Consider the following 22,792-nt stretch of genomic DNA (forward strand, 5'->3'; position numbering starts at 1 on the left):
GCAATTCCATTTACGCCATCCCGTCGCGAGCGATCCTTTGATCGCAGGACGCATACGATTGCGGGATCTGCGCCAGATAAGTTTGCCCGGCCTATGTCGAACTTTGAAAAAGGCGATCAACTTTTTCAAAAGACACGCATTAGTGACGCGCGCCGACGCATCATGCGCGGCGGCGAACTCTGACGCGAGCATAACGAACAGGACAGCGGCGGCGCAAGCGCCACAATCAAGCCAAGCAAAAAGGGCGCGCCGCGCTGAGGCGAGGGTCTGTCGCCGGAGGCAGGCCTCAGGCCCTCTGGCCGACTTCCGGCTTTTAGAGTGGTATGATAGAAGGCGCGCGCGAAGCCGGTTTTGGGCTTGCTGGGGGAGACGCGAGAGTTGAACGAAGATGAATGAGCGGCGCGCCAGTTTTGACTATGAGGATTTGATCGCCTGCGGGCGGGGGGATCTGTTTGGCCCCGGCAATGCGCAATTGCCTTTGCCGCCTTTGCTGATGTTTGACCGGATCGCCGATATTTCGGAGCGCGGCGGGGCGAATGGCAAGGGGGTGATCCTGGCGGAGTTCGCGATTAAGCCGGATCTTTGGTTTTTTGGCTGCCATTTCAAGGGCGATCCGGTGATGCCCGGTTGCCTTGGGCTTGACGCGCTCTGGCAGCTTCTTGGCTTTTATCTTGGCTGGCTTGGGCTGCCTGGGCGGGGCCGGGCGCTTGGGGTCGGCGAGGTGAAGTTCACCGATCAGGTCTTGCCAACGGTGCGGCGGATCATTTATGGCGTCGATTTGAAGCGCGTGTTCAAGACCAAGCTCGTGCTGGGCATAGCCGACGGCTGGCTCGAAGCGGATGGAACGCGCATCTATGAGGCCAAGGACTTGAAGGTCGGCTTGTTCCAGGCCGCCGCCTGATCGAAGCTTTTTGCCTGCCGTTTTTGGCCCGAGCTGGCTTTCCTTGATTGGGCTTCCCATCTCCAATCAAGGAAAGCCAATTGGTTTCAAAAGCCTGGCGGGATGTCTCGAAGCCGGCCGAGAGACCGGAATTCAAGAGGTCCCAAGGGATGGACCGTCGTGGGCCTTTGCCGGGGCGCTGCGATGCGAGCGGGAGATACGCATGAGACGGGTCGTCGTCACCGGAATGGGCATCGTTTCCTCGATCGGGAACAACACCCAGGAGGTGCTGGCCTCGCTGCGGGAGGCGAAGTCTGGCATCGTCAAGGCCGATAAATATGCGGAGCTCGGCTTTCGCAGCCAGATCCATGGCGCGCCGACGCTCGATCCCGCAAGCATGATCGATCGCCGCGCCATGCGCTTTCACGCCAGCGGCACCGCCTGGAACCATGTCGCAATGGATCAGGCGATTTCAGACTCTGGCCTGACGCCCGACGAGATCTCGCATGAGCGGACCGGCATCATCATGGGCTCGGGCGGGCCTTCGACGCGGGTCGTCGTCGAGTCGGCGGACATCGCGCGCACCAAGGGACCGAAAAAGATCGGGCCTTTCGCGGTCCCGAAAGCCATGTCCTCGACCGCTTCGGCGACGCTCGCCACCTGGTTCAAGATCAAAGGCGTCAATTACTCAATCTCGTCGGCCTGCGCGACCTCCAATCATTGCATCGGCAACGCCTATGAGATGATTCAATACGGCAAGCAGGACGTGATGTTCGCCGGCGGTTGCGAGGAGCTCGACTGGACCATGTCGGTCCTGTTCGACGCAATGGGGGCGATGTCCTCCTCCTTCAACGACCGTCCCGAGACGGCCTCCCGCGCCTATGACAAGAACCGGGATGGTTTCGTGATTGCCGGCGGCGCCGGCGTCCTTGTCCTCGAGGAGTTGGAGCGCGCCAAGGCCCGAGGCGCCAAGATCTACGCCGAGATCGCGGGCTACGGACTGACCTCGGATGGCCACGATATGGTGGCGCCCTCGGGCGAAGGCGCGGTGCGCTGCATGCGCATGGCGCTCGAGACCGTCAAGACGCCGATCGATTACATCAACCCGCATGCGACCTCGACGGAAATAGGCGACCTGAAAGAGATCGAAGCGATCCGGACCGTGTTCGGATCGGGCGACAAATCTCCGCCAATCGCCGGGACCAAATCCTTGACCGGCCATTCGCTCGGCGCGACCGGGGTTCAGGAAGCCATCTACTCGCTCTTGATGATGCAAAGCGGCTTCATCTGCGAAAGCGCCAATATCGAAGAGCTCGATCCCGCCTTCGCGGACATGGACATTGTCCGCAAGCGCCGCGACAATGTGCAATTGCGCGCCGTATTGTCGAATTCCTTCGGCTTCGGCGGCACCAACGCCAGCATCGTCTTGAAACATGTCGACGCATGAGCAGCCGGAAGGGCGGGGCCATCCGTTGCTGATGCAGGGCAAGCGCGGCCTCGTCATGGGCGTCGCGAATGATCATTCGATCGCCTGGGGCATCGCCAAGGCGCTTGCGGATCAGGGCGCCGAGCTCGCCTTCACCTATCAGGGCGAGGCGCTCGGCAAGCGGGTCAAGCCGCTTGCGGCGAAGGTCGGCTCGACTCTGGTGCTGCCTTGCGACGTCGAGGATCTCGCTTCCCTCGACGCAACTTTCGCCGCGCTCGAAAAGGCCTGGGGGCGCCTCGACTTCGCGGTCCATTGCATCGCCTATTCAGACAAGGCCGAATTGAAAGGGCGCTACGCCGATACGACGCGCGAGAATTTTTTGCGCACGATGACCATCTCCGCTTTTTCCTTCACTGAAATGGCGAAGCGCGCGGCGGCGCTCATGCCGCAAGGCGGCGCCATGGTGACCTTGACCTTCGGCGGCGCGAACCGGGTCATGCCCAATTATAATGTGATGGGCGTCGCCAAGGCGGCGCTGGAGGCGAGCGTGCGCTATCTCGCCGCCGATTTTGGCCCTCAGGGCATTCGCGTGAACGCGATTTCCGCCGGCCCTGTCCGGACGCTCGCCGGCGCCGGAATCACCGACGCGCGCTTCATGTTCAATTTCCAGAAAGCGCATGCGCCGCTGCGGCGCACCGTCACCATCGCCGACGTCGGCGGTTCGGCGCTTTATCTTCTGTCCGATCTTTCCGCCGGCGTCACCGGCGAGATCCATTACGTCGATTCGGGCTATAACATCATCCTGATGCCGCATCCCGAAAGCCAAAAGGCCGAAGGCGGACCGGCTTCCGGCGGCGAAGCAGCGGCGGAATAGCGGCCGGGCCTTCGGCGAAGCCGCACACTCCGACGCCGCGCGCGAATGCTCGGCGCTTGTAAGGGGGCAGGCCGCATGCTATCTGCGCCGCGGACCATCCGCGGCCTTCTGCCATGCGTCGCGGCCCACGGAGAGGTGGCTGAGTGGTTGAAAGCACCGCACTCGAAATGCGGCATAGGCGCAAGCCTATCGGGGGTTCGAATCCCCCCCTCTCCGCCATCTAGCCGATTCTGCGCGCTTACCGGATTGGCCGCCGAAGCAGCTCCGCCCGGGGGCTAAAGCTTCGGCTTCTTTTTGATCTCGGCTTTTATGGACTTTTCGTCCTCGCGGGTTTTGGCCTTCGCCTCGAACTCGGCCTGGAGCGCGAGCGCGCGCGCCTGCGTGATTCGCAGGGCGCAAAATCCGTGCACGTCCTCGCGCAGATAATTGCGGCAAATCATTTCGCGCTGGGACGAGAAGCCGGCCTGCTCGCCGGCGATCTTCTTGATCGCGGCCTTGTCCTTTCCAGCGCTCGCCAGCAAGGCCCGAAAATTGGCGCGCATATTGGCTTCCGCCAGGCCGCGCGCGCGCTCCATCTGCTTGATCTGCCCCGCGTCGATCGAATCTGCGGCCGGACCCCAGAACCCGGCCGGATCCGCCCGGCAGTCCGCCGCGGCGAATTCGCAGGCGCCCTGTGGCCGGGTGACCACCACGGCTCCATCCAGGACCTCGAGCGAAAACGGGCAGGCTTCGACCTCGACGTCGTAGCGCGCAAGGCCATTGGGCTGGCCGACGAATTTCGTCTCGATCGGAGCCGCGGCGACGACCTCGACGCGGCAGTCCTCGCTCGGCCGCGAGATCGCTTCTCCCGCGAGCAATAAGCGGGTGATCTCGATGCCTTTGCCCGCTCCGTGTTGAAATGCGATGAGCCCGGTCGAGCCGTCGCGTAAAAGATCGCGGCCGACGATCGTCCCATCGCCGGGCGGCTTCAGGCCTAAGGGTTTTAGCTTGGCTGGACCGGCAGCGGCGGGATGGTCCGATTTTGGCGCTTCCGATCCAGTCGGAGGCGCCGCTTGGAGGGCGCCCGGCAACATCAGCTGGGCGCGACCGGGCGATGCTGCCAAAATGGCGGCCAAAACAACGGCGACTCGGGCGGCCAGGGGGAAATATCTCAACGGGATGCCCGCTCGTAACATGATCAAACACGCTGGATTGCGCCGAGCCGGACAGGCGAACGTCAGGCTGGGGCCGAGAAAGTCGCACGGTTCACGCCGCCGCGCCAGGGCTTGGCCGCGCCGCGGCGCGGGACCCGCCGCGGCTTCGTCTTGCGCCACTTGATCCTCCTCTTATATACGGGCCATCTTGTACGGCGGCCATCTTGCGTTTGCGCGCGGCGACACCAATTTGAACACAGTCGGGGACCGGGCGGAATTCCGTCCGCCCATTTGCCGGATCGCTTCGGGGTCCGGTGGTCTTGCGGATCGAAAGGAAGATTGATCATGGGTAAAGTAATCGGAATCGACCTCGGCACCACCAATTCCTGCGTGGCGGTCATGGAGGGCACGACGCCGAAGGTCATCGAGAACGCCGAGGGAGCGCGGACGACGCCTTCGATCGTCGCCTTCACGGATGACGGGGAGCGTCTCGTCGGCCAGCCGGCCAAGCGCCAGGGCGTCACCAATCCGGAAAGAACTTTTTTCGCGATCAAGCGGCTCATCGGGCGGACCTATGACGACCCGATGACCAAGAAGGACATGGGCCTTGTGCCCTATAAGATCATCCGGGCGGCCAATGGCGACGCCTGGGTCGAAGCCGACGGCAAGCAATATTCCCCCTCGCAGATTTCCGCCTTCATTCTGCAGAAGATGAAGGAGACCGCGGAGGCCTATCTCGGGCAGCCGGTGAGCCAGGCGGTGATCACCGTCCCGGCCTATTTCAACGACGCGCAGCGGCAGGCCACCAAAGACTCGGGCAAGATCGCCGGGCTCGAAGTTTTGCGCATCATCAATGAGCCGACCGCGGCGGCGCTCGCCTATGGGCTCGACAAGAAGGGCTCGGGCATCATCGCCGTCTACGATCTCGGCGGCGGCACTTTCGACATTTCGATCCTCGAAATCGGCGACGGCGTCTTCGAGGTGAAGTCGACCAATGGCGACACGTTCCTCGGCGGCGAGGATTTCGACACGCGCCTCGTCGAATATCTCGCGGACGAATTCAAGAAGGAAAACGGCATCGACCTGAAGCGGGACAAGCTCGCCCTGCAAAGGCTCAAGGAAGCCGCGGAAAAGGCCAAGATCGAATTGTCCTCGGCGACGCAAACCGAGATCAACCTGCCCTATATCACCGCCGACGCGACGGGACCGAAACATCTCGCCTTGAAGCTCACGCGGGCGAAATTCGAGGCGCTTGTCGACGATCTGATCCAAAAGACGGTCGAACCCTGCCGCAAGGCTCTGAAGGACGCCGGGCTGACGGCGGGCGAGATCAACGAAGTCGTGCTTGTCGGCGGCATGACCCGCATGCCCAAAGTCCAGGAGATCGTGAAGAACTTCTTCGGCAAGGAGCCGCATAAGGGCGTCAATCCCGATGAGGTCGTCGCGATCGGCGCGGCGGTTCAGGCCGGCGTGCTCCAGGGCGACGTCAAGGACGTGCTCCTGCTCGACGTTACGCCTCTGTCGCTCGGCATCGAGACGCTCGGCGGCGTGTTCACGCGCCTGATTGACCGCAACACGACCATTCCGACCAAGAAGAGCCAAGTGTTCTCGACGGCGGAAGACAATCAGACGGCGGTCACCATTCGGGTCTTCCAGGGCGAACGCGAGATGGCGGCGGACAACAAGCTGCTCGGCCAATTCGACCTTGTCGGCATTCCGGGCGCGCCGCGCGGCGTGCCGCAGATCGAAGTCACCTTCGACATCGACGCCAATGGCATCGTCAATGTGACCGCGAAAGACAAGGCGACCAACAAGGAGCAGCAGATCCGGATCCAGGCTTCGGGCGGATTGAGCGAGAACGAGATCGACAAGATGGTGAAGGAGGCCGAATCGCATGCGGCCGACGACAAGAAACGCCGCGAACTGGTCGACGCCAAGAATCACGGCGAGGCGCTGATCCACACCGCCGAGAAGTCGCTCGTCGAATATGCCGGCAAGGTCGCCGAGTCGGACAAGAGCGCGATCGAGGCGGCCGTCGCCGCGTTGAAACATGCTCTCGAGGGCGAAGACGTCGAGGCGATCAAGGCCAAGACGAACGATCTCGCGCAGGCCTCCATGAAGCTCGGCGAGGCCCTTTACAAGGCTCAGGGCGAAGCGGGCGGCGAGGGCGCGCCCCATGCCGAGACGAAGGACGACGTCATCGACGCGGACTTCAAGGAGGTCGGCCCGGACGACAAGAAAAAGTCGGCCTGAGATAAAGGCTGATTGGGGGACGGCAGGCGCGCTGTCCCCCGAAAGGCCTCAGGATCGCGAACGCGTCCGAAGCAGGCGCCGGACGACCCTGACTGCGAAGCTCATCTATAAGATCAACGCGCTGGAAAAAATCGGCTCCTCTTCTCGGGCTTAGCAGGCGTTCGTCGACGCGCGGCCTTTCTCATGTGGCCGGATCTCGACCTCGTCCAGCGCGGCGGTTATGGTGCGGCGGGAGACGAGCGGAATCGTGGCCAAAATGGCCAGGATCGGCGATATTTGCTAGGGGTTATGAGTGCGTCCTCCGCATGTGGCGACATGTTTGCGGGCGCATGAAACTTGCTTGAGATGATGGCGCCGCTACAGGCGGCGCGCAGCGCGGCGGCGGCAGGCGCCGGGGGCGGGAAGATTGGAACGCGACGGACAATGAGCAGACGCGACTTTTACGAAATTCTCGGCGTCTCCAAGACCTGCACGGAGACCGAGATGAAATCGGCTTTCCGCAAGGCGGCGATGGATTGCCATCCGGACCGCCATCCAGGCAACGCCGACGCCGAACATAAGTTCAAGGAGCTCAACGAGGCCTACCAGACCTTGTCCGACGCGCAAAAGCGGGCGGCTTACGATCGCTATGGTCACGCGGCTTTCGAACATGGCGGCTTTGGCGCCGGAGGCGATGGTTTCGCCGCGTCGATGGCGGATATTTTCGACGATCTCTTCGGCGACGTCATGGGCGGCCGACGCGGCGGCGGACGCAATGGCGCAGGGCGCGGCTCGGACCTGCGCTACAATATGGAAATCACGCTCGAAGAGGCGTTCGTCGGCAAGACCGCGTCGCTGACCCTCCCGACCTCGATCGCCTGCGAAGCCTGCGCCGGCTCGGGCGCCAAGGCGGGCGCGAAGCCGCGGATGTGTTCCACCTGCGGCGGCCATGGGCGCGTGCGGGCGCAACAGGGCTTTTTCGCGATCGAGCGGACTTGTCCGACCTGCCAAGGACGCGGCGAAATCATCGATGACCCTTGCCAGCCCTGCGGCGGATCCGGCCGCGTCACCCGCGACCGCAGCCTCTCAGTCAATATTCCTCCGGGCGTCGAGGATGGAACCCGCATCCGTCTCGCCGGCGAAGGCGAGGCCGGCACGAGAGGCGGGCCCTCTGGAGACCTCTATATTTTTGTGTCGACGAAACCGCATCCGTTCTTCCAGCGCGATGGGGCCGACCTGTTTTGCCGAGTCCCGATCTCCATGGTGCAGGCGACGCTCGGCGGCGAAGTCAGCGTGCATACGATCGACGGCGGCACAGCCAAGGTCAAAATTCCCGAGGGAGCCCAGTCCGGCAAGCAGTTCAAGCTGAAGCACAAGGGCATGCCGGTGCTGCGTTCGCGCGACATCGGCGATCTCTATATTCAGGTGACGGTGGAGACGCCGCAAAACCTGACCAAGCGCCAACGCGAACTGCTCGCCGAGTTCGAGTCTTTATCCTCACATAAGACGCATCCGGAATCGGCGGGCTTCTTCGCCAAGATGAAGGATTTTTTCGAGAATCTGAGCAGCCAGTGAACCCAAGCCGCGGCGATGGCTAGATGTTTGGACGAAGTTCTCGAGACCCAAGGCCGCTTGATGCTGTGACCTCCATTTCGGTTCGATTAAGGGGAGCGGTCTGTAAAGAGCGATCGCACAGCCGGGAGCCGAGGCAAGAGCGCCGCCCGAATATTAACTTTTCTTGACGCTGGGCCGATTGTCGGCGATTTTCCGCCGGTTGAAATTTCCCGCCCTTTCGCCAGAAGCGAGGACCGTTCTCTTGCTCAGCCAATCCTCGCGTTCGGATCAGCGCCGCCCGCCAATGCCCAACATCCCGATCGAGGAGCGCATCGCCGACGAGGCGCGATTTTTCAGATCCTGGCTCGACAATCCGATGATTGCCGGCGCCGTCTCCCCGTCCGGGCGTTTTCTGGCGCGCATGATGGCTCGCTATGTCGACCCGCTCGAGTCCGGGCCGATCATTGAGCTCGGGCCGGGGACGGGAGCGATCACGGAGGCGCTTTTGCGGCGGGGGATCGCACCGGAGCGGCTGTTTCTTGTCGAATTCGATCCGGGCTTCTGCCGACTGCTCGGGCAGCGCTTTCCCGGCGTGCATATCATCAAGGGCGACGCCTATCATTTGACGGAAACGCTGGGAGGCCATCTTCGCGAACCCGCCGCCGCCATTGTGTCGAGCCTACCCCTGCTGATGAAGCCGGAGAAGCACAGGCTCGCGCTTCTTGCAGATGCTTTCGGGCTCCTGGCGCCGGAGGGGCGTTTTATCCAATTCACCTACGGACCTGTTTCGCCCATCCCCCAAAGAGCCGCCGGGCCGGCGTTTCGGGTCGAAGGCTCGCCGCCGGTTTGGCTGAATCTGCCGCCGGCGCGCGTGTGGATTTATCGGCGCGGGGGTGAAGCCAAGCCGGCGCGGCAGGCAGGCGCGAACCCGGCGCAGCATTTTTTCGACAGGGTCACATTTGGCGCGGGGCAGATGCAGATCCATCTGAAAAAGGAGATCGACGGCGCGAAGGCCAAGTTTCGGCTGAAGGCCAGGGCGCGGCAATTGAGGCGTACAGGGGCGCGGCTCGAGCCGGCCTTAAGGATTCTGCGTCAGTTTCCCGACGGCGATAAGCTGCGCCGGCCGCGATGAGCGAAGCCGCCGCCCCCGCCCGCCAAAGCGCGGTCCCGGCGCGCGAAAGGCTCATCGTGGCGCTGGACTTCGCAACGGCGCGCGAAGCCGAGGCGATGGTCGGGCGCCTCGGCGATAGCGTCTCCTTCTATAAGATCGGCATGGAGCTCGCCTATGGCGGCGGGCTGCCCTTCGCCCAAGACTTGATCAAGGACGGCAAGCAGGTCTTCCTTGATCTCAAGCTGCATGACATTCCGAATACGGTAGCCAGGGCCTGCGCAAATGCGGCGCGTTTCGGCGCGGATTTTCTGACGGTTCACGCCTATCCGCAGACAATGGCGGCGGCGAAAGCAGGGGTCGCCGGCTCGCCGCTGCGCCTTCTCGGCGTAACCGTGATGACGTCTTACGACGACAAGGATCTCGCCGAGGCCGGCTACGCCTATGGCGTCAAGGATCTTGTCGCGCGCCGCGCGGCGCAGGCGCGCGATGTTGGACTTCATGGGCTTATCTTGTCGGCGGAGGAAGTCGGCGCCATGCGCGCCCAACTCGGCCCCGATATGATCCTTGTGACCCCCGGCATCAGGCCCGCGGGCGCAAAGGCCGGCGACCAGAAAAGAGCCATGACGCCCGCCGCCGCGCGCGCTGCGGGGGCCGATCATCTCGTCGTGGGGCGCCCGATCATCGAGGCGGACGATCCTCGCGCCGCAGCCGAGGCCATCATTGCGGAAATCGCATCCGCCGCTAGCGCCAAAGGGTCCTGAAACGCGAAGCGCCGGGCGTACCTCCGGCCCGGCGCGCGATCCTGGGCTGCGTTTTCCGCGACCCCTGATCGAATTCAACAATAGAAGGCACCCGTGACATGGGAATGACGTGCGCGGCCTTGGGCAAGCTTTGTGGGGGAGGCGCGCTTTTCCTCCCGATCGCTGCAGACTATAGAAGTTAAGTCAAACAGCGCGGCTCTCGGAGATCAATCATGAGCGAAATGCGTCTCGTCGTCGCCGGCGCAGCTGGACGCATGGGCCGCGTCCTCATCCAGGTCATTCATGAAACGCCCGGAGCGACGCTCGCGGGCGCGATCGAGCAGGCGGATTCGATCGCGATCGGTCAGGATGCGGGGCTCCTCGCCGGCTGCGGCCAGACGGGAGTTGAAATCACGGGCGACGCCCTGAGCGCGATCGCCGGCGCTGACGGCATCCTTGATTTCACCTCGCCCGAAGTCAGCGTCGAGCTTTCGGTCCTGGCGGCGCAGGCGCGCATCGTTCATGTGATCGGCACAACCGGCTTCACCGCCGCCCAGCTTGTGGGGTTCGAGGCGGCCGCGCGCCATGCGGTCGTCGTGCGCTCCGGCAATATGAGCCTCGGGGTCAATCTTCTCGCCGCCCTGGTCGAAAAGGTCGCCGGCACCCTTGGCTCCGAATATGACATCGAGATTGTGGAGATGCACCATCGCATGAAGGCTGACGCGCCGTCGGGCACCGCGCTTCTTCTTGGCGAGGCTGCGGCGAAAGGGCGCGGCGTTTCTCTTGACCAGCATGCGGCGCGGGCGCGCGACGGGCGCACCGGCCCGCGCAGGGCCGGCGATATTGGATTCGCCTCCCTAAGAGGCGGGACCGTGGTTGGCGATCACAAGGTGATTTTCGCCGGGCCCGGGGAGCGTATCGAACTTTCACATGCTGCGGAGGATCGCAGCATTTTCGCGCGCGGCGCCGTGCAAGCGGCGCTCTGGGGAAAAAGCCGCAAGCCTGGCCTCTATTCGATGGTCGATGTGCTGGGGCTCGCCGATTAGGGCCGCGCCGTCGAACTTGCCCCGGCCGATGCCGGATGCTAGAACAAACATAGAACTATACTCGCGCGCGAGCCTAGGTTCGAATTTGGGCCCGGTCTCTGGCTCGATTTTCGTGGACAACGCCAGGACGCAGCCGCTGGAGGCCATGCCAAGCAGACCGGGATATGCGAGGCATTGTCGTTGATCCGGGTCCTATCGTCGTCTTGATCGTCCTAATGTGGAAAGGGAGAGAGTTCATGTCGGGGAGCGTCAACAAGGTCATTCTCGTCGGCAATCTCGGCCGCGATCCTGAAACGCGCCGAACCGGCGCCGGCGATCCGGTCGTAAGCTTTAGCCTGGCCACCACCGAGTCCTGGCGCGACAAGGCGTCGGGCGAGCGCAAGGATCGGACCGAGTGGCATAATATTGTGATCTTCAATGAGAATTTGGGAAAGATCGCCGAGCAATATTGCAAGAAAGGCTCGAAAGTTTATCTGGAAGGCCAGTTGCAGACGCGCGAATATACCGATCGAGACGGCAATCAACGCAAGACGACCGAAGTGGTTCTTCAACGGTTTCGCGGCGAGTTGACCCTTTTGGATAGCCGCGGCCGCGGCGAATCCTTCGACGCCGACCGCGCCGGCGGCGTCGAGGCTTCAAATAGCTCGGGCTTCGGCCGCGCCTCGCCGATGGAGCGACGTCCGGCTGCGGCGGGCGGCGGCGGGGGCCGCGTCGCCGATATGATCGACGACGATATTCCGTTTTGACGGCGTCCAGAGATTCTGAGCGGCGCCGGGCTGACGCCTGACCTGTTTCAGCTGACGAAATCTTGCTCTTCCGCGTAACCCACAAGGCTTGACGGAAGCATCTGGCCTCCCGCGCCATAAAATAATCGACTGAGGCGCTAATCATTTCGACCTGAAATCATCGCGCTCGGGCGCGACGTTTTAAGCGGTCTTACGATGAGTTCATCGGCCGAAGCGGATCTGGCGTTTTTTGGCGGACCCCACTAGAGTGAGTTGATGCGCTTTTACTTTGGATTTGAACGCCTTGCCCGATAACGCCGACAGCGGTCCGCAGGCTCCGGGCTCGGACGTCCGGCCGGTCTCCATTTCCGACGAGATGCGCCAGAGCTATCTCGCCTATGCGATGAGCGTCATCGTGAGTCGCGCGCTTCCAGACGTGCGCGACGGGCTGAAGCCGGTGCATCGCCGGATTTTGTTCTCCATGCACGAGAACAATTACACGCCGGATCGACCTTACGTGAAATGCGCGCGCATCGTCGGCGACGTGATGGGCAAATATCATCCGCATGGCGACGCCGCGATTTACGACGCGCTCGTCCGCATGGCGCAGTCCTTCTCGATGCGTCTGCCCCTGATCGACGGGCAAGGCAATTTCGGTTCGGTCGATGGCGATCCGCCCGCCGCCATGCGCTATACCGAGTCGCGGCTCGCCCGCCCGGCGCTGGCGCTGCTCGAGGACATCGATTCCGACACCGTCGATTTTCAGCCGAATTACGATGGGAAGGAGCACGAGCCGGTCGTGCTGCCGGCGCGCTTTCCAAACCTTCTCGTCAACGGCGCCGGCGGCATCGCGGTCGGCATGGCGACCAATATCCCGCCGCATAATCTTGGCGAGGTGATCGACGCCGTCGTCGCCTTGATCGATCAGCCGGACATAAGCCTCGAAGATCTGATGGCGATCGTGCCAGGCCCCGACTTTCCGACCGGCGGCAGCATCCTCGGCCGGGCCGGCATTCACGCGGCCTATGTTTCGGGACGCGGCTCGGTCCTGACGCGGGCGAAGATCGAGGTCGAGGAAATTCGCAAGGAGCGCGAAGCGCTCATCGTCACCGAGATTCCCTATCAGGTCAACAAAGCGACCTTGATTGAGAAGATCGCCGAGCTTGTCCGCGAAAAACGCATCGAAGGCATCTCCGACCTTCGCGACGAATCCGATCGCGACGGCATGCGCATTGTCATCGAGCTGAAGCGGGACGCAGTTGCCGACGTCGTTTTGAATCAGCTGTGGCGCTTCACGGCGCTGCAATCGAGCTTTGCCTGCAACATGATCGCCTTGAACGGCGGCAGGCCGGAAGTCTTGACGCTGAAGGATTTTCTTACGGCCTTCATCGACTTCCGCGAAGAAGTCGTCACAAGGCGCACCAAGCATCTTTTGACCAAGGCGCGCGACGCCGCCCATCTGCAGGTGGGCCTCGCGATCGCCGTCGCCAATATCGACGAAGTCATTCGCCTCATTCGAACCTCGCAAGACGCGGCGGAAGCCCGCGCGGCTTTGATGGCGCGCTCCTGGCCGGCGCATGACATGGCGCCCCTGATCACATTGATCGCCGATCCGCGCCATGTTCTCAGCGAGGACGGGGCCTGCCGCCTGTCCGAGGCCCAGGCGCGGGCGATTCTTGAATTGCGGCTGCAGCGACTCACCGCCCTCGGCCGCGAGGAAATCGCCGAGGCCTTGAATAAGCTCGCCGCCGAGATCGCGGACTATCTCGACATTCTGCGCTCGCGCGCGCGTCTCTTCTCCATCGTCAAGGACGAGATGATCGCGGTGAAGACGGCCTACGCCACGCCGCGCCGCACGCTCATCCTCGACAGCGCCGCCGATGTCGACGACGAGGATCTGATCCAGCGCGAGGACATGGTCGTCACGGTGTCGCATCTTGGCTATGTGAAGCGGGTTCCACTCGCGACCTATCGCGCGCAAAGGCGCGGCGGCAAGGGCCGCGCGGCGATGCAGACGCGCGACGAGGACTTTGTCGCGCGACTCTTTGTGGCCTCGACGCATACGCCGGTCCTATTCTTCTCTTCGCGCGGCCAGGTCTACAAGGAGAAAGTCTGGCGTTTGCCATTGTCGGCGCCGCAAGCGCGCGGAAAAGCGCTGGTCAACATCCTGCCGCTCGAAGAGAGCGAGCGCATCACCACGATCATGCCCTTGCCGGAAGACGAGGAGGTGTGGGCGACGCAGGACGTTGTGTTCGCGACGACGCGCGGCACCGTGCGCCGCAACAAGCTCTCGGATTTTGCTCAGGTGAATCGCGCCGGCAAGATCGCGATGCGGCTCGATGAGGGCGAGGAAATCGTCGATGTCCAGATTTGCGGCGAGGACGCCGATGTCCTTCTGACGACGATGAACGGACAATGCATCAGGTTCCCGGTCGACGATGTGCGCGTCTTCAAGGGGCGCGATTCGATGGGCGTGCGCGGCATAGCGCTCGGCGAGGGCGATCGCGTGATTTCGCTTGCGATCTTGCGTCACATTGAGGCCGATAGCGGCGAGCGCGTCGCCTATCTCAAGATGCGCCGGGCCGTAGCCGGAGAAGCTTCGCCGGAGGCTGGCGGCGAGGCGGCGAGCGAAGAGACAAGCAATGAAGAAAGCTCCTTCGCCTCGAATCTCAGCCCGGAGCGCTACGCCGAAATGTCGGCCGCTGAGCAGATCATTCTGACCGTGTCGTCGAACGGATACGGCAAAAGAACGTCCTCCTATGAATATCGGATCACCGGGCGCGGCGGCAAAGGCATTGTCGCGATGGCGGTCAATCAAAGAAACGGCAAGCTCGTCGCCTCCATGCCGGTCGAGGACGGCGATGGAATCATGCTTGTGACGAACGGCGGGCAATTGATCCGCTGTCCGGTCGACGGCATTCGGGTCGCCGGCCGCGGAACCCAAGGCGTCATCGTCTTCGACACGGCCGCGGAGGAGCAGGTCGTCGCCGTCGAACGCATCACCGAGGAGGACGCCGCCCGAAACGATGATGAGGAGGCTCCCGGCGAGGGCGCAGCCGACGAGGGCGGCGCATGAACGCGGCGATATGCGCTGCCGCGGATGGCTGATCGAAGCGAAAAAATTCCGGGGAGCGTCGATTGGAGCAAATTGAACAGGATAACGTGTTGGCGCCGCATCCGCGGCTGGGCCGAGTCCAGCGGATTCAGGTCATCAACGGCAAAGTGAAAACGCGCCTCCGCGTCGTGCGGGATCAGATTCATGATCCGATTCTCACCGTGCTGACGGTCCTGCTCGCGTTTCTGATCTTCGTGGTCGTGCCGCTTCATGCGTCCGGCGTCGTCTCGGCGCAAGGTTACGATCTTGCCATCGTGCTTGTGCTCGCGAGCTGCGTCCTCGTTCAATCGAAGACGCTGATGGCGATGCTGGTGATCATGCTGGCGGTCGGCCTCGCCGTCGCCGCCATCATCTTTCGTCTGAAGCTCGATTCGACGCTCGACATATATCTCGCCGCTGGCGCATGCCTCACCATAGGCGCTTTGCTCATATTTGTGATCGCCCGCGCGGTCTTTGCGCCTGGCCGCGTCACCTATCATCGCATCAATGGCGCCGTCTTGCTTTATCTGACGATCGGCCTGACTTTCGTGGCGCTCTTCACCTTTGTCGGCTTGCTGGCGCCGAATTCATTTTCCGGCCTATCCATAGCCGACAGTCCGGCGCTTGCCAGCAATCTGATCTATTTCAGCTTCGTGACGCTGACCTCGACCGGCTATGGCGATATTGTGCCGGTGCATCCGATGGCGCGGGCTTTCTCCAATCTTGAGGGAATCATCGGGCAGCTCTATCCTGCGACCTTGCTCGCGCGCCTCGTCACGCTCGAGCTCGAAGGCCGCCGCAAGTAGATTGCGCAAATCGCTTGAATGTCAGTTCAGACGCGCCGACTTGATCTGATAGGCCCCGTCTTCGGCCCGTATGAACATCTTGTCGACTTGCGGATGGCGAACCGGGTCGCCGGATGTGTCGGGGAGGAGATTTTGCTCCGAGACATAAGCGACATATTCGGTTTCGGCATTCTCGGCGAAAAGATGATAGAAAGGTTGGTCCTTGTGCGGCCGCACCTCCTCTGGAATGGACCGCCACCATTCATCCGTGTTCGAGAAGACCGGATCGACGTCGAAGATGATCCCCCGGAACGGATATTTCCGGTGCCTGACCACCTGACCTATGCCGAACTTCGCGATAAGGGCTTTCATGATGCGTCGTTGGCCGCCATGAGCTGCGCCGCCGAGAAGGAACGACGCCCAAGAGGCGAGTGCGGCGTGGCGGACCTTTCAGAGCGTGCCTCGTTAACCGCAGCCGATTGCAATGTCAACTTGACCGCAGGGATTAAGGCGGAGCCTTGCTTCGGGGACGCGGCGTCGTGGGGCGCCGCAACGACGATCCCGCTCCATCGCGGCCGCGGCGTTGTTTCGCTTGCTCCGTTTGCTTTTGGCGCGGGTTCTCCGCATGTCGCCTGACGCTTCGTTCCCTGAGCTTTTGACCAATGTGGAAATGGCCGAGGCCGATCGCCTGACCATCGCCTCCGGCGTTCCCGGATCTTTCCTGATGGAGCATGCGGGCGCGGCGGTCGCCCGGGAGGCGGAGCGTCTCGCGCCCCGCCGCAGCCGCATCGCGGTCTTTTGCGGACCCGGCAATAATGGCGGCGACGGCTTTGTCGCAGCGCGGCTGCTCGCAGCCAAAGGGTTTTCTGTTGAGCTCGGACTGCTTGGCCGCCTCGACGCGCTGCGCGGCGATGCGGCTTCCGCCGCCAAGGCTTGGAGCGGCGAAACCGTTCCGATCGACTCGATCGACCTCGACGTGGCTGATCTCGCAATCGACGCCATTTTCGGCGCGGGGCTTGCCCGCGATCTTGACGGCGCGGCCAAAGCCGCCGTTTTGCGCCTCAATGAATGGGCGCGAGCGCGGGGCAAGCCAATCCTCGCGGTCGATGTTCCGTCGGGGATCGACGGTTCGAGCGGCCAAATTCGCGGCGTCGCGGTTCGGGCGTCGCGCACCGTAACCTTCTTTCGCCGCAAGCCCGGCCATCTTCTGCTGCCCGGACGCGTTTGCTGCGGCGAGACGATCGTCGGCGATATCGGCATTCCGGAATCGGTTCTCGCGACGATCAAGCCGAAGACTTTGGTCAACGGTCCGGCGATCTGGGCAAATTGCTTTCCGGTTACGCGCGTGGAGGGGAATAAATACTCTCGCGGCCATGCTCTCGTCCTTTCGGGCGGGCTCGCGCATACGGGCGCGGCGCGCCTCGCGCGCGCGGGGCCTTGCGCGCCGGGGCTGGTCTTGTGACTATCGCGACGCCGCGGGGAGGCGCTGCCCGCGCATGCTGCGGCGCTCACTGCGATCATGACCCGCCTCTGCGATGGACCGGATGAGCTTGCCGGCCTCCTTGAGGATCGCCGCAAGAATGCGCTCGTCATGGGCCCGGCGTTGGGCGTCGGCGCGTCGACGCGGGCTTTGGCGCATGTCGCTCTTAAAGCCGACGCCGAGGCTATCGAACCAAAGCGCGCCATCGTGCTCGACGCCGACGCCCTGACGAGTTTCAAGGATGACGCGTTCGGCCTCGCGCAAGCGATCAGGGCGTCGCGGGCGCCGGTCGTTCTGACGCCGCATGACGGCGAGTTCGCGCGGCTTTTCTCCGGCTTGAAGTTGGATGACCGAGATCCATGGTCGGAGCTCGAACCGGACTCGGAGGCGTTGCGCGGTCTTTTTCTAGCTCTGCACTCCGACTCGAAGCTTGACCGGGCCCGCGCGGCCTCGGCTTTGACCGGGGCCGTCGTGCTTTTGAAAGGTCCCGACACGGTCGTCGCGGAGCCTTCGGGCGGCGCAACCATCGCGGAGGATTTGCCGCCTTGGCTTGCGACCGCGGGTTCGGGCGATGTTCTCGCCGGGATGATCGGCGGACTGCTCGCGCAAGCGATGCCGCCATTTGAGGCGGCTTCCGCGGCCGTCTGGCTCCATGGCGCGGCCGGCCGCGCGTTCGGCCCCGGCTTGGTGGCGGAAGATCTACCGGAAAATCTGCCGCCGGTTTTGCGCGCGCTTTTCGCCAGTGGAATTTTACAATCGCACGCTGACTGAAATTTGGAATAATATTCCCGCAAGCAGCGAATCCCCCGAGAACTATGCGCCGCGATGGTTGGCGGCGGCGGGCGGATTTTCGGACGAGATTATGCGCCCGCCAAATGAGATCGATTTCTGGCGCGGCTTCGCCCTCCTCACGATTTTCATCAATCACATTCCGGGGCTCTATTTCGAGCGCTTCACCTATCGCAATGTGTCGCTTTCCGATTCGGCCGAGCTTTTCGTGTTTCTCGCCGGATGGGCGATGCGCAAGCTCATCGAAGGCCCGGCGCGGGGGCTGTCGGCGGGTTCACTAATCTTGCGGCTGGAAGGCCGCGCCACGACGGTCTATGTCGCGCAGACGGTCATCACCGAGATCGCGATAGCCCTTCTCGCCGCCGCCTCGATCCTTCTCGACGCGCCGTTCCTCACCGACTGGCATAACGCCTCTGCCGTCTTCAACGATCCGGTCAGGGCTCACATCGGCCTCGTCCTGCTCACCCACCAACTCGGCTATTTCAACATTCTTCCGCTCTATGTCGTTTTGGTTTTCATCGCCCCGCTCATCGCGCTTGCGCATCGCCATGCGCGCCGGCTGTTGTTGCCGGTCTCGTTCGCGATCTATGCCGTCGCTCTCGCATTCGGCCTGAATTTGCCGACTTGGCCAGTCGAGGGAACCTGGTTCTTCAATCCGCTCGCGTGGCAATTGATCTACGTCCTCGGTTTCGTTCTTGCCGGCGAGGACGGGCTTGGCGGCTTCGCTCGGCGCAAGCGCAAAGTTTTCTGGTGGCTGGCGCTCCCGGTCGTGTTGCTGGCCGCCGCCGCCGCGATCGCCGATTTTTCGCCCGATCCGTTCGACGTGCCGTCCCCAAAGCTTTGGTTCATGTTCGACAAGACATTTCTGTCGCCGGCCCGGCTCATCCATAGCCTGGCTTTGACGGCGTTATTCGCGGGCGCTTTCGCGACGATCGGGCGATGGACGCCGCGCGCCTCGGGATTCTTGTCTCTGCTCGGCCGCAATTCCCTAAATGTCTTCTGCGCCGCGTCCATCCTGAGCCTCGCGGGTCAAATCCTCCGCTTCGCCTATAGTGGGAATGTTGCAACCGACGCATTCATTGTTATCGTGGGGTTCCTCTTGATGGGTCTCGTCGCATGGCTATCGGAATGGCGCAGCAGGTTGCCGGCGGCCCCAGCATTCGAGCCGCGCTCGCCTTCGGGCTCATCCTCTTCGTGATTTCGGCTTCGCGCGCCGAAGAGGCGCCCGGTCGGGTGGCGGCGCCGCCATTGAGCGCGGCCTGCGACGTGCCTGCCATCGATATTGCGGCTCCCGCATCGCTTCCAAACGTCGCCATGTCGCTGCAAAAGCGCGGGACCGTGCGCATTCTGGCGATCGGCTCGTCCTCGACCTCGGGGGTCGGCGCCTCGTCGAGCGGCAAGACCTATCCGGCCCAGCTCGAGGCGATTCTCGAGCACGCTCTCAAGGGCGTCGATATCGAGATCGTCAATCGCGGCGTTCCGGGAGAAGTTGCGGAGATTACCGCGGAGCGCCTCAAGAGCGAAGTCGCGCTTGTGAAGCCGGACCTCGTTTTGTGGCAGCTCGGAACCAATGACGCGCTGGCCCGCATCGCCCCGGAAGATTTCGAGGCGACCGTCCGCTCGGCGCTTCGATGGTTGAAGGAAAACGGGACCGATGTCGTTCTTGTCGGTCCGCAATATGCGCCGCGCTTCGCCCGCGACCCTAATTATTTCGCGATCCGAGACAGCCTGCAGCGGATCGCGGTGGCGGAAAATATTCTCTACGTCCGCCGCTATGACGCAATGCAGTTCATCGCCCAGGCGCATGCGAATTTACAGCTGATGTCGCGCGACAATTTCCATCTGAACGATCTCGGCTACCAATGTATGGCGGAACATGTCGCCCATGCGGTCATCGTAAGTCTATTCGTCAAAGGCGCGTGGCCGGCGGGAAATTGAGCGGACGCATTAGAATCGCGAACGAAGCCTATTCCGGCACATTCAATCCACGCAATTGCTCCAGCGCGCGCGTCAAAGCGACGAAGCCTGTAATATCGATTTCTTCGGCTCGCGCGGTCGGCGCAATGCCGGAGCGCGCAAGAAGCTCCGTGGCGTCGCTTCCAGCCAGCGATTTCAGCGATTGGCGCAGCATCTTGCGGCGTTGCCCGAAGGCGGCCTGCGTGATCTCCGACAGGAGCCTCGCCTCGCAGGCGAGCGGCGCGGCGCGGGGCGTGAGCTCGACCAGGCTCGAAATGACCTTGGGCGGCGGCGTGAAGGCGGAGGGCGAAATGTCGAAAAGAATGCGGGTTTCGCAACGCCAATTGCTTAGGACCGCGAGCCGTCCATAGGCCGCGCGCTGCATTGGCGTCGCCACAATGCGCTCGGCGACTTCTCGCTGGAACATGAGGGTAAGCCGATCGAACCAGGGCGGCCAGGGCTCGCTCTCGAGCCAGCGCGTGAGCAGGGCCGTCGCGATATTATAGGGCAGGTTGGCGCAGATGCGCGCCGGCCGCGCGCCGCCGACGAGCGCCGCCAAATCAGCTTCCAGCGCGTCGCCGGCCACAATCTGAAGGCGGCCTGGATAATGCGCGGCGATTTCGCCGAGCGCCGCGAGACAGCGCGCATCGCGTTCGATGACAATGACTTTCCGCGCGCCTTCCGCCATCAGAGCCCGGGTCAGTCCGCCCGGGCCTGGTCCAATCTCGACAATCGTCGCCTCCTCAAGCGGCGCGGCGGCGCGGGCGATGCGCCGCGTAAGATTGAGATCGAAAAGGAAATTTTGCCCCAGCGATTTCTTGGCGTCGAGGCCATGCGCGGCGACGACCTCGCGCAGCGGCGGGAGGTCGTCTAGGCCGCCTGGCATGAGCGGCTCGCGAGGCGGCCGGCAAGTTGCAGCGCGGCGATGAGGCTTCTGGCGTCGGCGACGCCTTTTCCGGCTATGTCGAAGGCCGTGCCATGGTCCGGCGAGGTGCGAATGAAGGGCAGGCCTAAGGTCACGTTGACCGCGCTCTCGAAGGCGAGAGTCTTGATCGGAATGAGGGCTTGGTCGTGATACATGGCGATCACGGCGTCATAGCTCCGCCGCGCGGCGGCATGGAACAAAGTGTCGGCTGGGTGCGGCCCGCTGACTGCGACGCCCGACCGGGCGAGCTCGGCGAGCGCGGGAATGATGATTTCGCTCTCCTCGCCTCCCATCGCGCCGCCTTCGCCGGCGTGCGGATTGAGGCCGGTAAAGGCGAGGCGCGGCGTCTCGACGCCGAAACGCTGCTTGAGATCGTTCGCGACGACAAGGCCGGTTTCGACGAGAAGCGAACGAGTCAAAAGCGCCGGAACGCGGGCGAGCGGAACATGGATGGTCGCCGGAACGACGGCGAGCTCGGGGGACCAGAGCAGCATCACGGGCCGCATGGTGACGTCGAAAAAGCGCAATGCCAGCTCGGCCAGAAACTCGGTGTGGCCGGGATGGGAAAAGCCGGCGCGATAGAGAACCTCTTTGGCGATTGGGTTGGTGACGACGGCCGAGGCTTCGCCGGAATAGACAAGACTGACGCAAGTCTCGATCGAAGCGATGGTCGCGGCGGCGTCCTCCTCGTTGGGCGCGCCTGGCTTGCCCGCGACGGAATAAGGCGAGGCGAGGACCGGCAAAGCGCGGGGAAAGACGACCCGGGCCGCGTTGGCCGCGACAGTCTCGATCGGGACATCGAGCCCCAGTTTTTTTGCGAGCGCCGCAAGGTGACCCGGCTCGGCGGCGATCGCGAACGGCGGCGCGTCCGGGTCCAAATGAGTCGCGAGCCAGGCCTTTAACGCTAGCTCCGGCCCGATCCCGGAGGGATCGCCTCGGGTCAGGGCGAGCAGGGGTCTCTTTGCAGGCGCAGCTCCCGGCATCGGGATTTCGTCCCCAAGCCACGATCCCGAGACGCCGCGGACATATCGGGCGAGATCATGGGAAAACAAAAGATAGATCTGACCGCGTCAACTTGAAACGATCACGCGCTAATTTTTCACGATTACGGCTCTCGCGCGCATCTCCTTGAGGCGGCGCTCGGCGTCGGCGGCAATATGCGCGGCGAGGAGCTTTTGCGAGATCGCCGTGCGCGCCGCCGAATCGTCCTTGGGCGCGCCCTTGTAGCAGATGGCGATCATTTCAAGGCCCGCGCTCGATCGTTGCGGCGGCGTCAGATGGCCGGCTGGCGTCTTGTCGAGCAATTGACGAAGCCCTTCGTTGAGCTCGATCGAGGTCTTGGTCAAAGGATCACGAACCGTCACGTCATTGATCGCCCGGGCGAGCGGCACGCCGCTGTCGCAATCGACAAAGCGCGTGCGCAATTGCTCAGCCTCGTGGGCGCGCTCGTTCAGGGCGGCGACGGTCGCCGAGTTCGGCACCGCGAAAATGACTTGACGGACCGTATATTCGAGCCCCGAGGCCGACTTGCCGCCTTGCTTGGCGAGCTCGGCGCGAACCTGTTCCTCGCTTGCCTCGACGCCCTTGTTCAAGGCCTGGACGAGAAGGCTGAACGCGAAATCGGCGCGAAAATGAGCCTTGAAATGGTCGGGGGTCACTCCGGCGCGCTCGATCTCGGCGACGAGGGCCTGAGGCGCCATTTTCAAGTTTTGCGCGACCTTTACGATCTCTTCCGAGATGTCGGCCTCTTTCGGGTTGACGCTGTATTTTTCAGCCTCGTGAATTTCGAGGCGATCGGTGTAGAGGCTCTCGATCGCGGCCTCGCGCGTCGCGGGCTTGCGCAAGACCCGAAGCAGCTTCATGCGCTCTTCAATATCGATATTCGTGACCGGATCGCCATTGATGCTGGATATGATCGTCTGCGCGTGACTCTGGCTGCCGCCGAGCGCGGCGGCCGCCGCGATCCCGGCGATGACGAGGCACGCCTTGAAGCCGGCATTGGCGAGAAAGCCAAATACACGCGCATCCACGTCTTTACGCAT

At 63.1% G+C, this 22,792-nt stretch carries 18 protein-coding genes, 1 tRNA gene and 1 pseudogene; 15 read left to right on the forward strand and 5 right to left on the reverse strand.

Annotated elements, in window-relative coordinates:
* The first annotated feature begins 388 nt into the window (after positions 1 to 388).
* From fabA to RZS28_RS10075, 4 genes are all read left to right on the forward strand, one after another.
* A complete protein-coding gene (fabA, locus tag RZS28_RS10060) occupies positions 389 to 901 on the forward strand; it encodes a bifunctional 3-hydroxydecanoyl-ACP dehydratase/trans-2-decenoyl-ACP isomerase (RefSeq protein WP_407337634.1) in 513 nt (170 codons plus the stop codon).
* Between the two features lie 202 nt (positions 902 to 1,103).
* Positions 1,104 to 2,327, forward strand: a complete 1,224-nt coding sequence (fabB, locus tag RZS28_RS10065) for a beta-ketoacyl-ACP synthase I (RefSeq protein ID WP_407337636.1) — start codon at positions 1,104 to 1,106, stop codon at positions 2,325 to 2,327.
* A complete protein-coding gene (fabI, locus tag RZS28_RS10070; RefSeq protein WP_407337637.1) occupies positions 2,314 to 3,180 on the forward strand; it encodes an enoyl-ACP reductase FabI in 867 nt (288 codons plus the stop codon). The genes fabB and fabI overlap by 14 nt, the downstream gene beginning before the upstream one ends.
* Before the next feature lie 129 nt (positions 3,181 to 3,309).
* Positions 3,310 to 3,399 (forward strand) — tRNA-Ser (locus tag RZS28_RS10075).
* Between the two features lie 56 nt (positions 3,400 to 3,455).
* Here RZS28_RS10075 and RZS28_RS10080 read toward each other — a convergent pair.
* Positions 3,456 to 4,253, reverse strand: coding sequence for a hypothetical protein (locus tag RZS28_RS10080; RefSeq protein WP_407337638.1), 798 nt, complete (start codon positions 4,251 to 4,253; stop codon positions 3,456 to 3,458).
* A 405-nt stretch (positions 4,254 to 4,658) separates the two neighbouring features.
* On the opposite strand from RZS28_RS10080, the gene dnaK reads away from it, so the two are divergent.
* The 8 genes from dnaK to RZS28_RS10120 all read left to right on the forward strand — a co-directional run bounded on the left by dnaK (position 4,659) and on the right by RZS28_RS10120 (position 15,621).
* Positions 4,659 to 6,566, forward strand: coding sequence for a molecular chaperone DnaK (gene dnaK, locus RZS28_RS10085; protein WP_407337639.1), 1,908 nt, complete (start codon positions 4,659 to 4,661; stop codon positions 6,564 to 6,566).
* A gap of 423 nt (positions 6,567 to 6,989) precedes the next feature.
* Positions 6,990 to 8,120 (forward strand): molecular chaperone DnaJ, encoded by a 1,131-nt coding sequence (gene dnaJ / locus RZS28_RS10090; protein WP_407337640.1) that lies wholly within the window; start codon positions 6,990 to 6,992, stop codon positions 8,118 to 8,120.
* A gap of 241 nt (positions 8,121 to 8,361) precedes the next feature.
* Complete coding sequence (locus RZS28_RS10095) at positions 8,362 to 9,231, forward strand: class I SAM-dependent methyltransferase (protein ID WP_407337641.1); 870 nt, start codon at positions 8,362 to 8,364, stop codon at positions 9,229 to 9,231.
* Entirely contained in the window at positions 9,228 to 9,971 is a 744-nt protein-coding gene (gene pyrF, locus RZS28_RS10100) for an orotidine-5'-phosphate decarboxylase (protein WP_407337642.1), read from the forward strand. Before RZS28_RS10095 ends, pyrF begins: the two co-directional genes overlap by 4 nt.
* A gap of 212 nt (positions 9,972 to 10,183) precedes the next feature.
* On the forward strand, positions 10,184 to 10,996 hold the full coding sequence (dapB, locus tag RZS28_RS10105; protein ID WP_407337643.1) for a 4-hydroxy-tetrahydrodipicolinate reductase: 813 nt from the start codon (positions 10,184 to 10,186) through the stop codon (positions 10,994 to 10,996).
* Between the two features lie 236 nt (positions 10,997 to 11,232).
* Entirely contained in the window at positions 11,233 to 11,742 is a 510-nt protein-coding gene (gene ssb / locus RZS28_RS10110; protein ID WP_407337644.1) for a single-stranded DNA-binding protein, read from the forward strand.
* Between the two features lie 283 nt (positions 11,743 to 12,025).
* The gene (gene gyrA / locus RZS28_RS10115) at positions 12,026 to 14,797 is read left to right on the forward strand and encodes a DNA gyrase subunit A (protein ID WP_407337645.1); all 2,772 of its coding nucleotides are present in this window, start codon (positions 12,026 to 12,028) and stop codon (positions 14,795 to 14,797) included.
* Positions 14,798 to 14,859: 62 nt separating this feature from the next.
* Positions 14,860 to 15,621 (forward strand): potassium channel family protein, encoded by a 762-nt coding sequence (locus RZS28_RS10120; protein WP_407337646.1) that lies wholly within the window; start codon positions 14,860 to 14,862, stop codon positions 15,619 to 15,621.
* Positions 15,622 to 15,642: 21 nt separating this feature from the next.
* On the opposite strand, the gene hspQ is transcribed toward RZS28_RS10120, so the two are convergent.
* Complete coding sequence (gene hspQ / locus RZS28_RS10125) at positions 15,643 to 15,972, reverse strand: heat shock protein HspQ (protein ID WP_407337647.1); 330 nt, start codon at positions 15,970 to 15,972, stop codon at positions 15,643 to 15,645.
* Between the two features lie 253 nt (positions 15,973 to 16,225).
* Here hspQ and RZS28_RS10130 point away from each other — a divergent pair.
* The 3 genes and pseudogenes from RZS28_RS10130 (at position 16,226) to RZS28_RS10140 (ending at position 19,807) form a co-directional block, all read left to right on the forward strand.
* A pseudogene (locus RZS28_RS10130) lies at positions 16,226 to 17,851 on the forward strand (NAD(P)H-hydrate epimerase).
* A 91-nt stretch (positions 17,852 to 17,942) separates the two neighbouring features.
* Positions 17,943 to 19,067, forward strand: coding sequence for an OpgC family protein (locus RZS28_RS10135; RefSeq protein ID WP_407337648.1), 1,125 nt, complete (start codon positions 17,943 to 17,945; stop codon positions 19,065 to 19,067).
* Positions 18,998 to 19,807 (forward strand): SGNH/GDSL hydrolase family protein, encoded by an 810-nt coding sequence (locus RZS28_RS10140; RefSeq protein ID WP_407337649.1) that lies wholly within the window; start codon positions 18,998 to 19,000, stop codon positions 19,805 to 19,807. The genes RZS28_RS10135 and RZS28_RS10140 overlap by 70 nt, the downstream gene beginning before the upstream one ends.
* 28 nt (positions 19,808 to 19,835) lie before the next feature.
* On the opposite strand, the gene rsmA is transcribed toward RZS28_RS10140, so the two are convergent.
* From rsmA to RZS28_RS10155, 3 genes are all read right to left on the reverse strand, one after another.
* Positions 19,836 to 20,711 (reverse strand): 16S rRNA (adenine(1518)-N(6)/adenine(1519)-N(6))-dimethyltransferase RsmA, encoded by an 876-nt coding sequence (gene rsmA / locus RZS28_RS10145; RefSeq protein WP_407337650.1) that lies wholly within the window; start codon positions 20,709 to 20,711, stop codon positions 19,836 to 19,838.
* Positions 20,696 to 21,733, reverse strand: a complete 1,038-nt coding sequence (gene pdxA / locus RZS28_RS10150; protein WP_407337651.1) for a 4-hydroxythreonine-4-phosphate dehydrogenase PdxA — start codon at positions 21,731 to 21,733, stop codon at positions 20,696 to 20,698. Before pdxA ends, rsmA begins: the two co-directional genes overlap by 16 nt.
* A gap of 108 nt (positions 21,734 to 21,841) precedes the next feature.
* A complete protein-coding gene (locus RZS28_RS10155; protein ID WP_407337652.1) occupies positions 21,842 to 22,792 on the reverse strand; it encodes a hypothetical protein in 951 nt (316 codons plus the stop codon).

Source organism: Methylocapsa polymorpha (assembly GCF_045689225.1).
GTDB lineage: Bacteria > Pseudomonadota > Alphaproteobacteria > Rhizobiales > Beijerinckiaceae > Methylocapsa > Methylocapsa polymorpha.

What these genes read in the sequence shown, in the direction of transcription:
- pyrF (WP_407337642.1), top strand. Translation starts at nt 9,228, where the DNA reads ATGAGCGAAGCCGCCGCCCCCGCCCGCCAAAGCGCGGTCCCGGCGCGC.
- fabA (WP_407337634.1), top strand. Translation starts at nt 389, where the DNA reads ATGAATGAGCGGCGCGCCAGTTTTGACTATGAGGATTTGATCGCCTGC.
- RZS28_RS10135 (WP_407337648.1), top strand. Translation starts at nt 17,943, where the DNA reads ATGCGCCCGCCAAATGAGATCGATTTCTGGCGCGGCTTCGCCCTCCTC.
- fabI (WP_407337637.1), top strand. Translation starts at nt 2,314, where the DNA reads ATGTCGACGCATGAGCAGCCGGAAGGGCGGGGCCATCCGTTGCTGATG.
- fabB (WP_407337636.1), top strand. Translation starts at nt 1,104, where the DNA reads ATGAGACGGGTCGTCGTCACCGGAATGGGCATCGTTTCCTCGATCGGG.
- ssb (WP_407337644.1), top strand. Translation starts at nt 11,233, where the DNA reads ATGTCGGGGAGCGTCAACAAGGTCATTCTCGTCGGCAATCTCGGCCGC.
- dnaK (WP_407337639.1), top strand. Translation starts at nt 4,659, where the DNA reads ATGGGTAAAGTAATCGGAATCGACCTCGGCACCACCAATTCCTGCGTG.
- RZS28_RS10140 (WP_407337649.1), top strand. Translation starts at nt 18,998, where the DNA reads ATGGCGCAGCAGGTTGCCGGCGGCCCCAGCATTCGAGCCGCGCTCGCC.
- dnaJ (WP_407337640.1), top strand. Translation starts at nt 6,990, where the DNA reads ATGAGCAGACGCGACTTTTACGAAATTCTCGGCGTCTCCAAGACCTGC.
- rsmA (WP_407337650.1), bottom strand. Translation starts at nt 20,711, where the DNA reads ATGCCAGGCGGCCTAGACGACCTCCCGCCGCTGCGCGAGGTCGTCGCC.
- dapB (WP_407337643.1), top strand. Translation starts at nt 10,184, where the DNA reads ATGAGCGAAATGCGTCTCGTCGTCGCCGGCGCAGCTGGACGCATGGGC.
- RZS28_RS10080 (WP_407337638.1), bottom strand. Translation starts at nt 4,253, where the DNA reads ATGTTGCCGGGCGCCCTCCAAGCGGCGCCTCCGACTGGATCGGAAGCG.
- RZS28_RS10155 (WP_407337652.1), bottom strand. Translation starts at nt 22,792, where the DNA reads ATGCGTAAAGACGTGGATGCGCGTGTATTTGGCTTTCTCGCCAATGCC.
- hspQ (WP_407337647.1), bottom strand. Translation starts at nt 15,972, where the DNA reads ATGAAAGCCCTTATCGCGAAGTTCGGCATAGGTCAGGTGGTCAGGCAC.
- pdxA (WP_407337651.1), bottom strand. Translation starts at nt 21,733, where the DNA reads ATGCCGGGAGCTGCGCCTGCAAAGAGACCCCTGCTCGCCCTGACCCGA.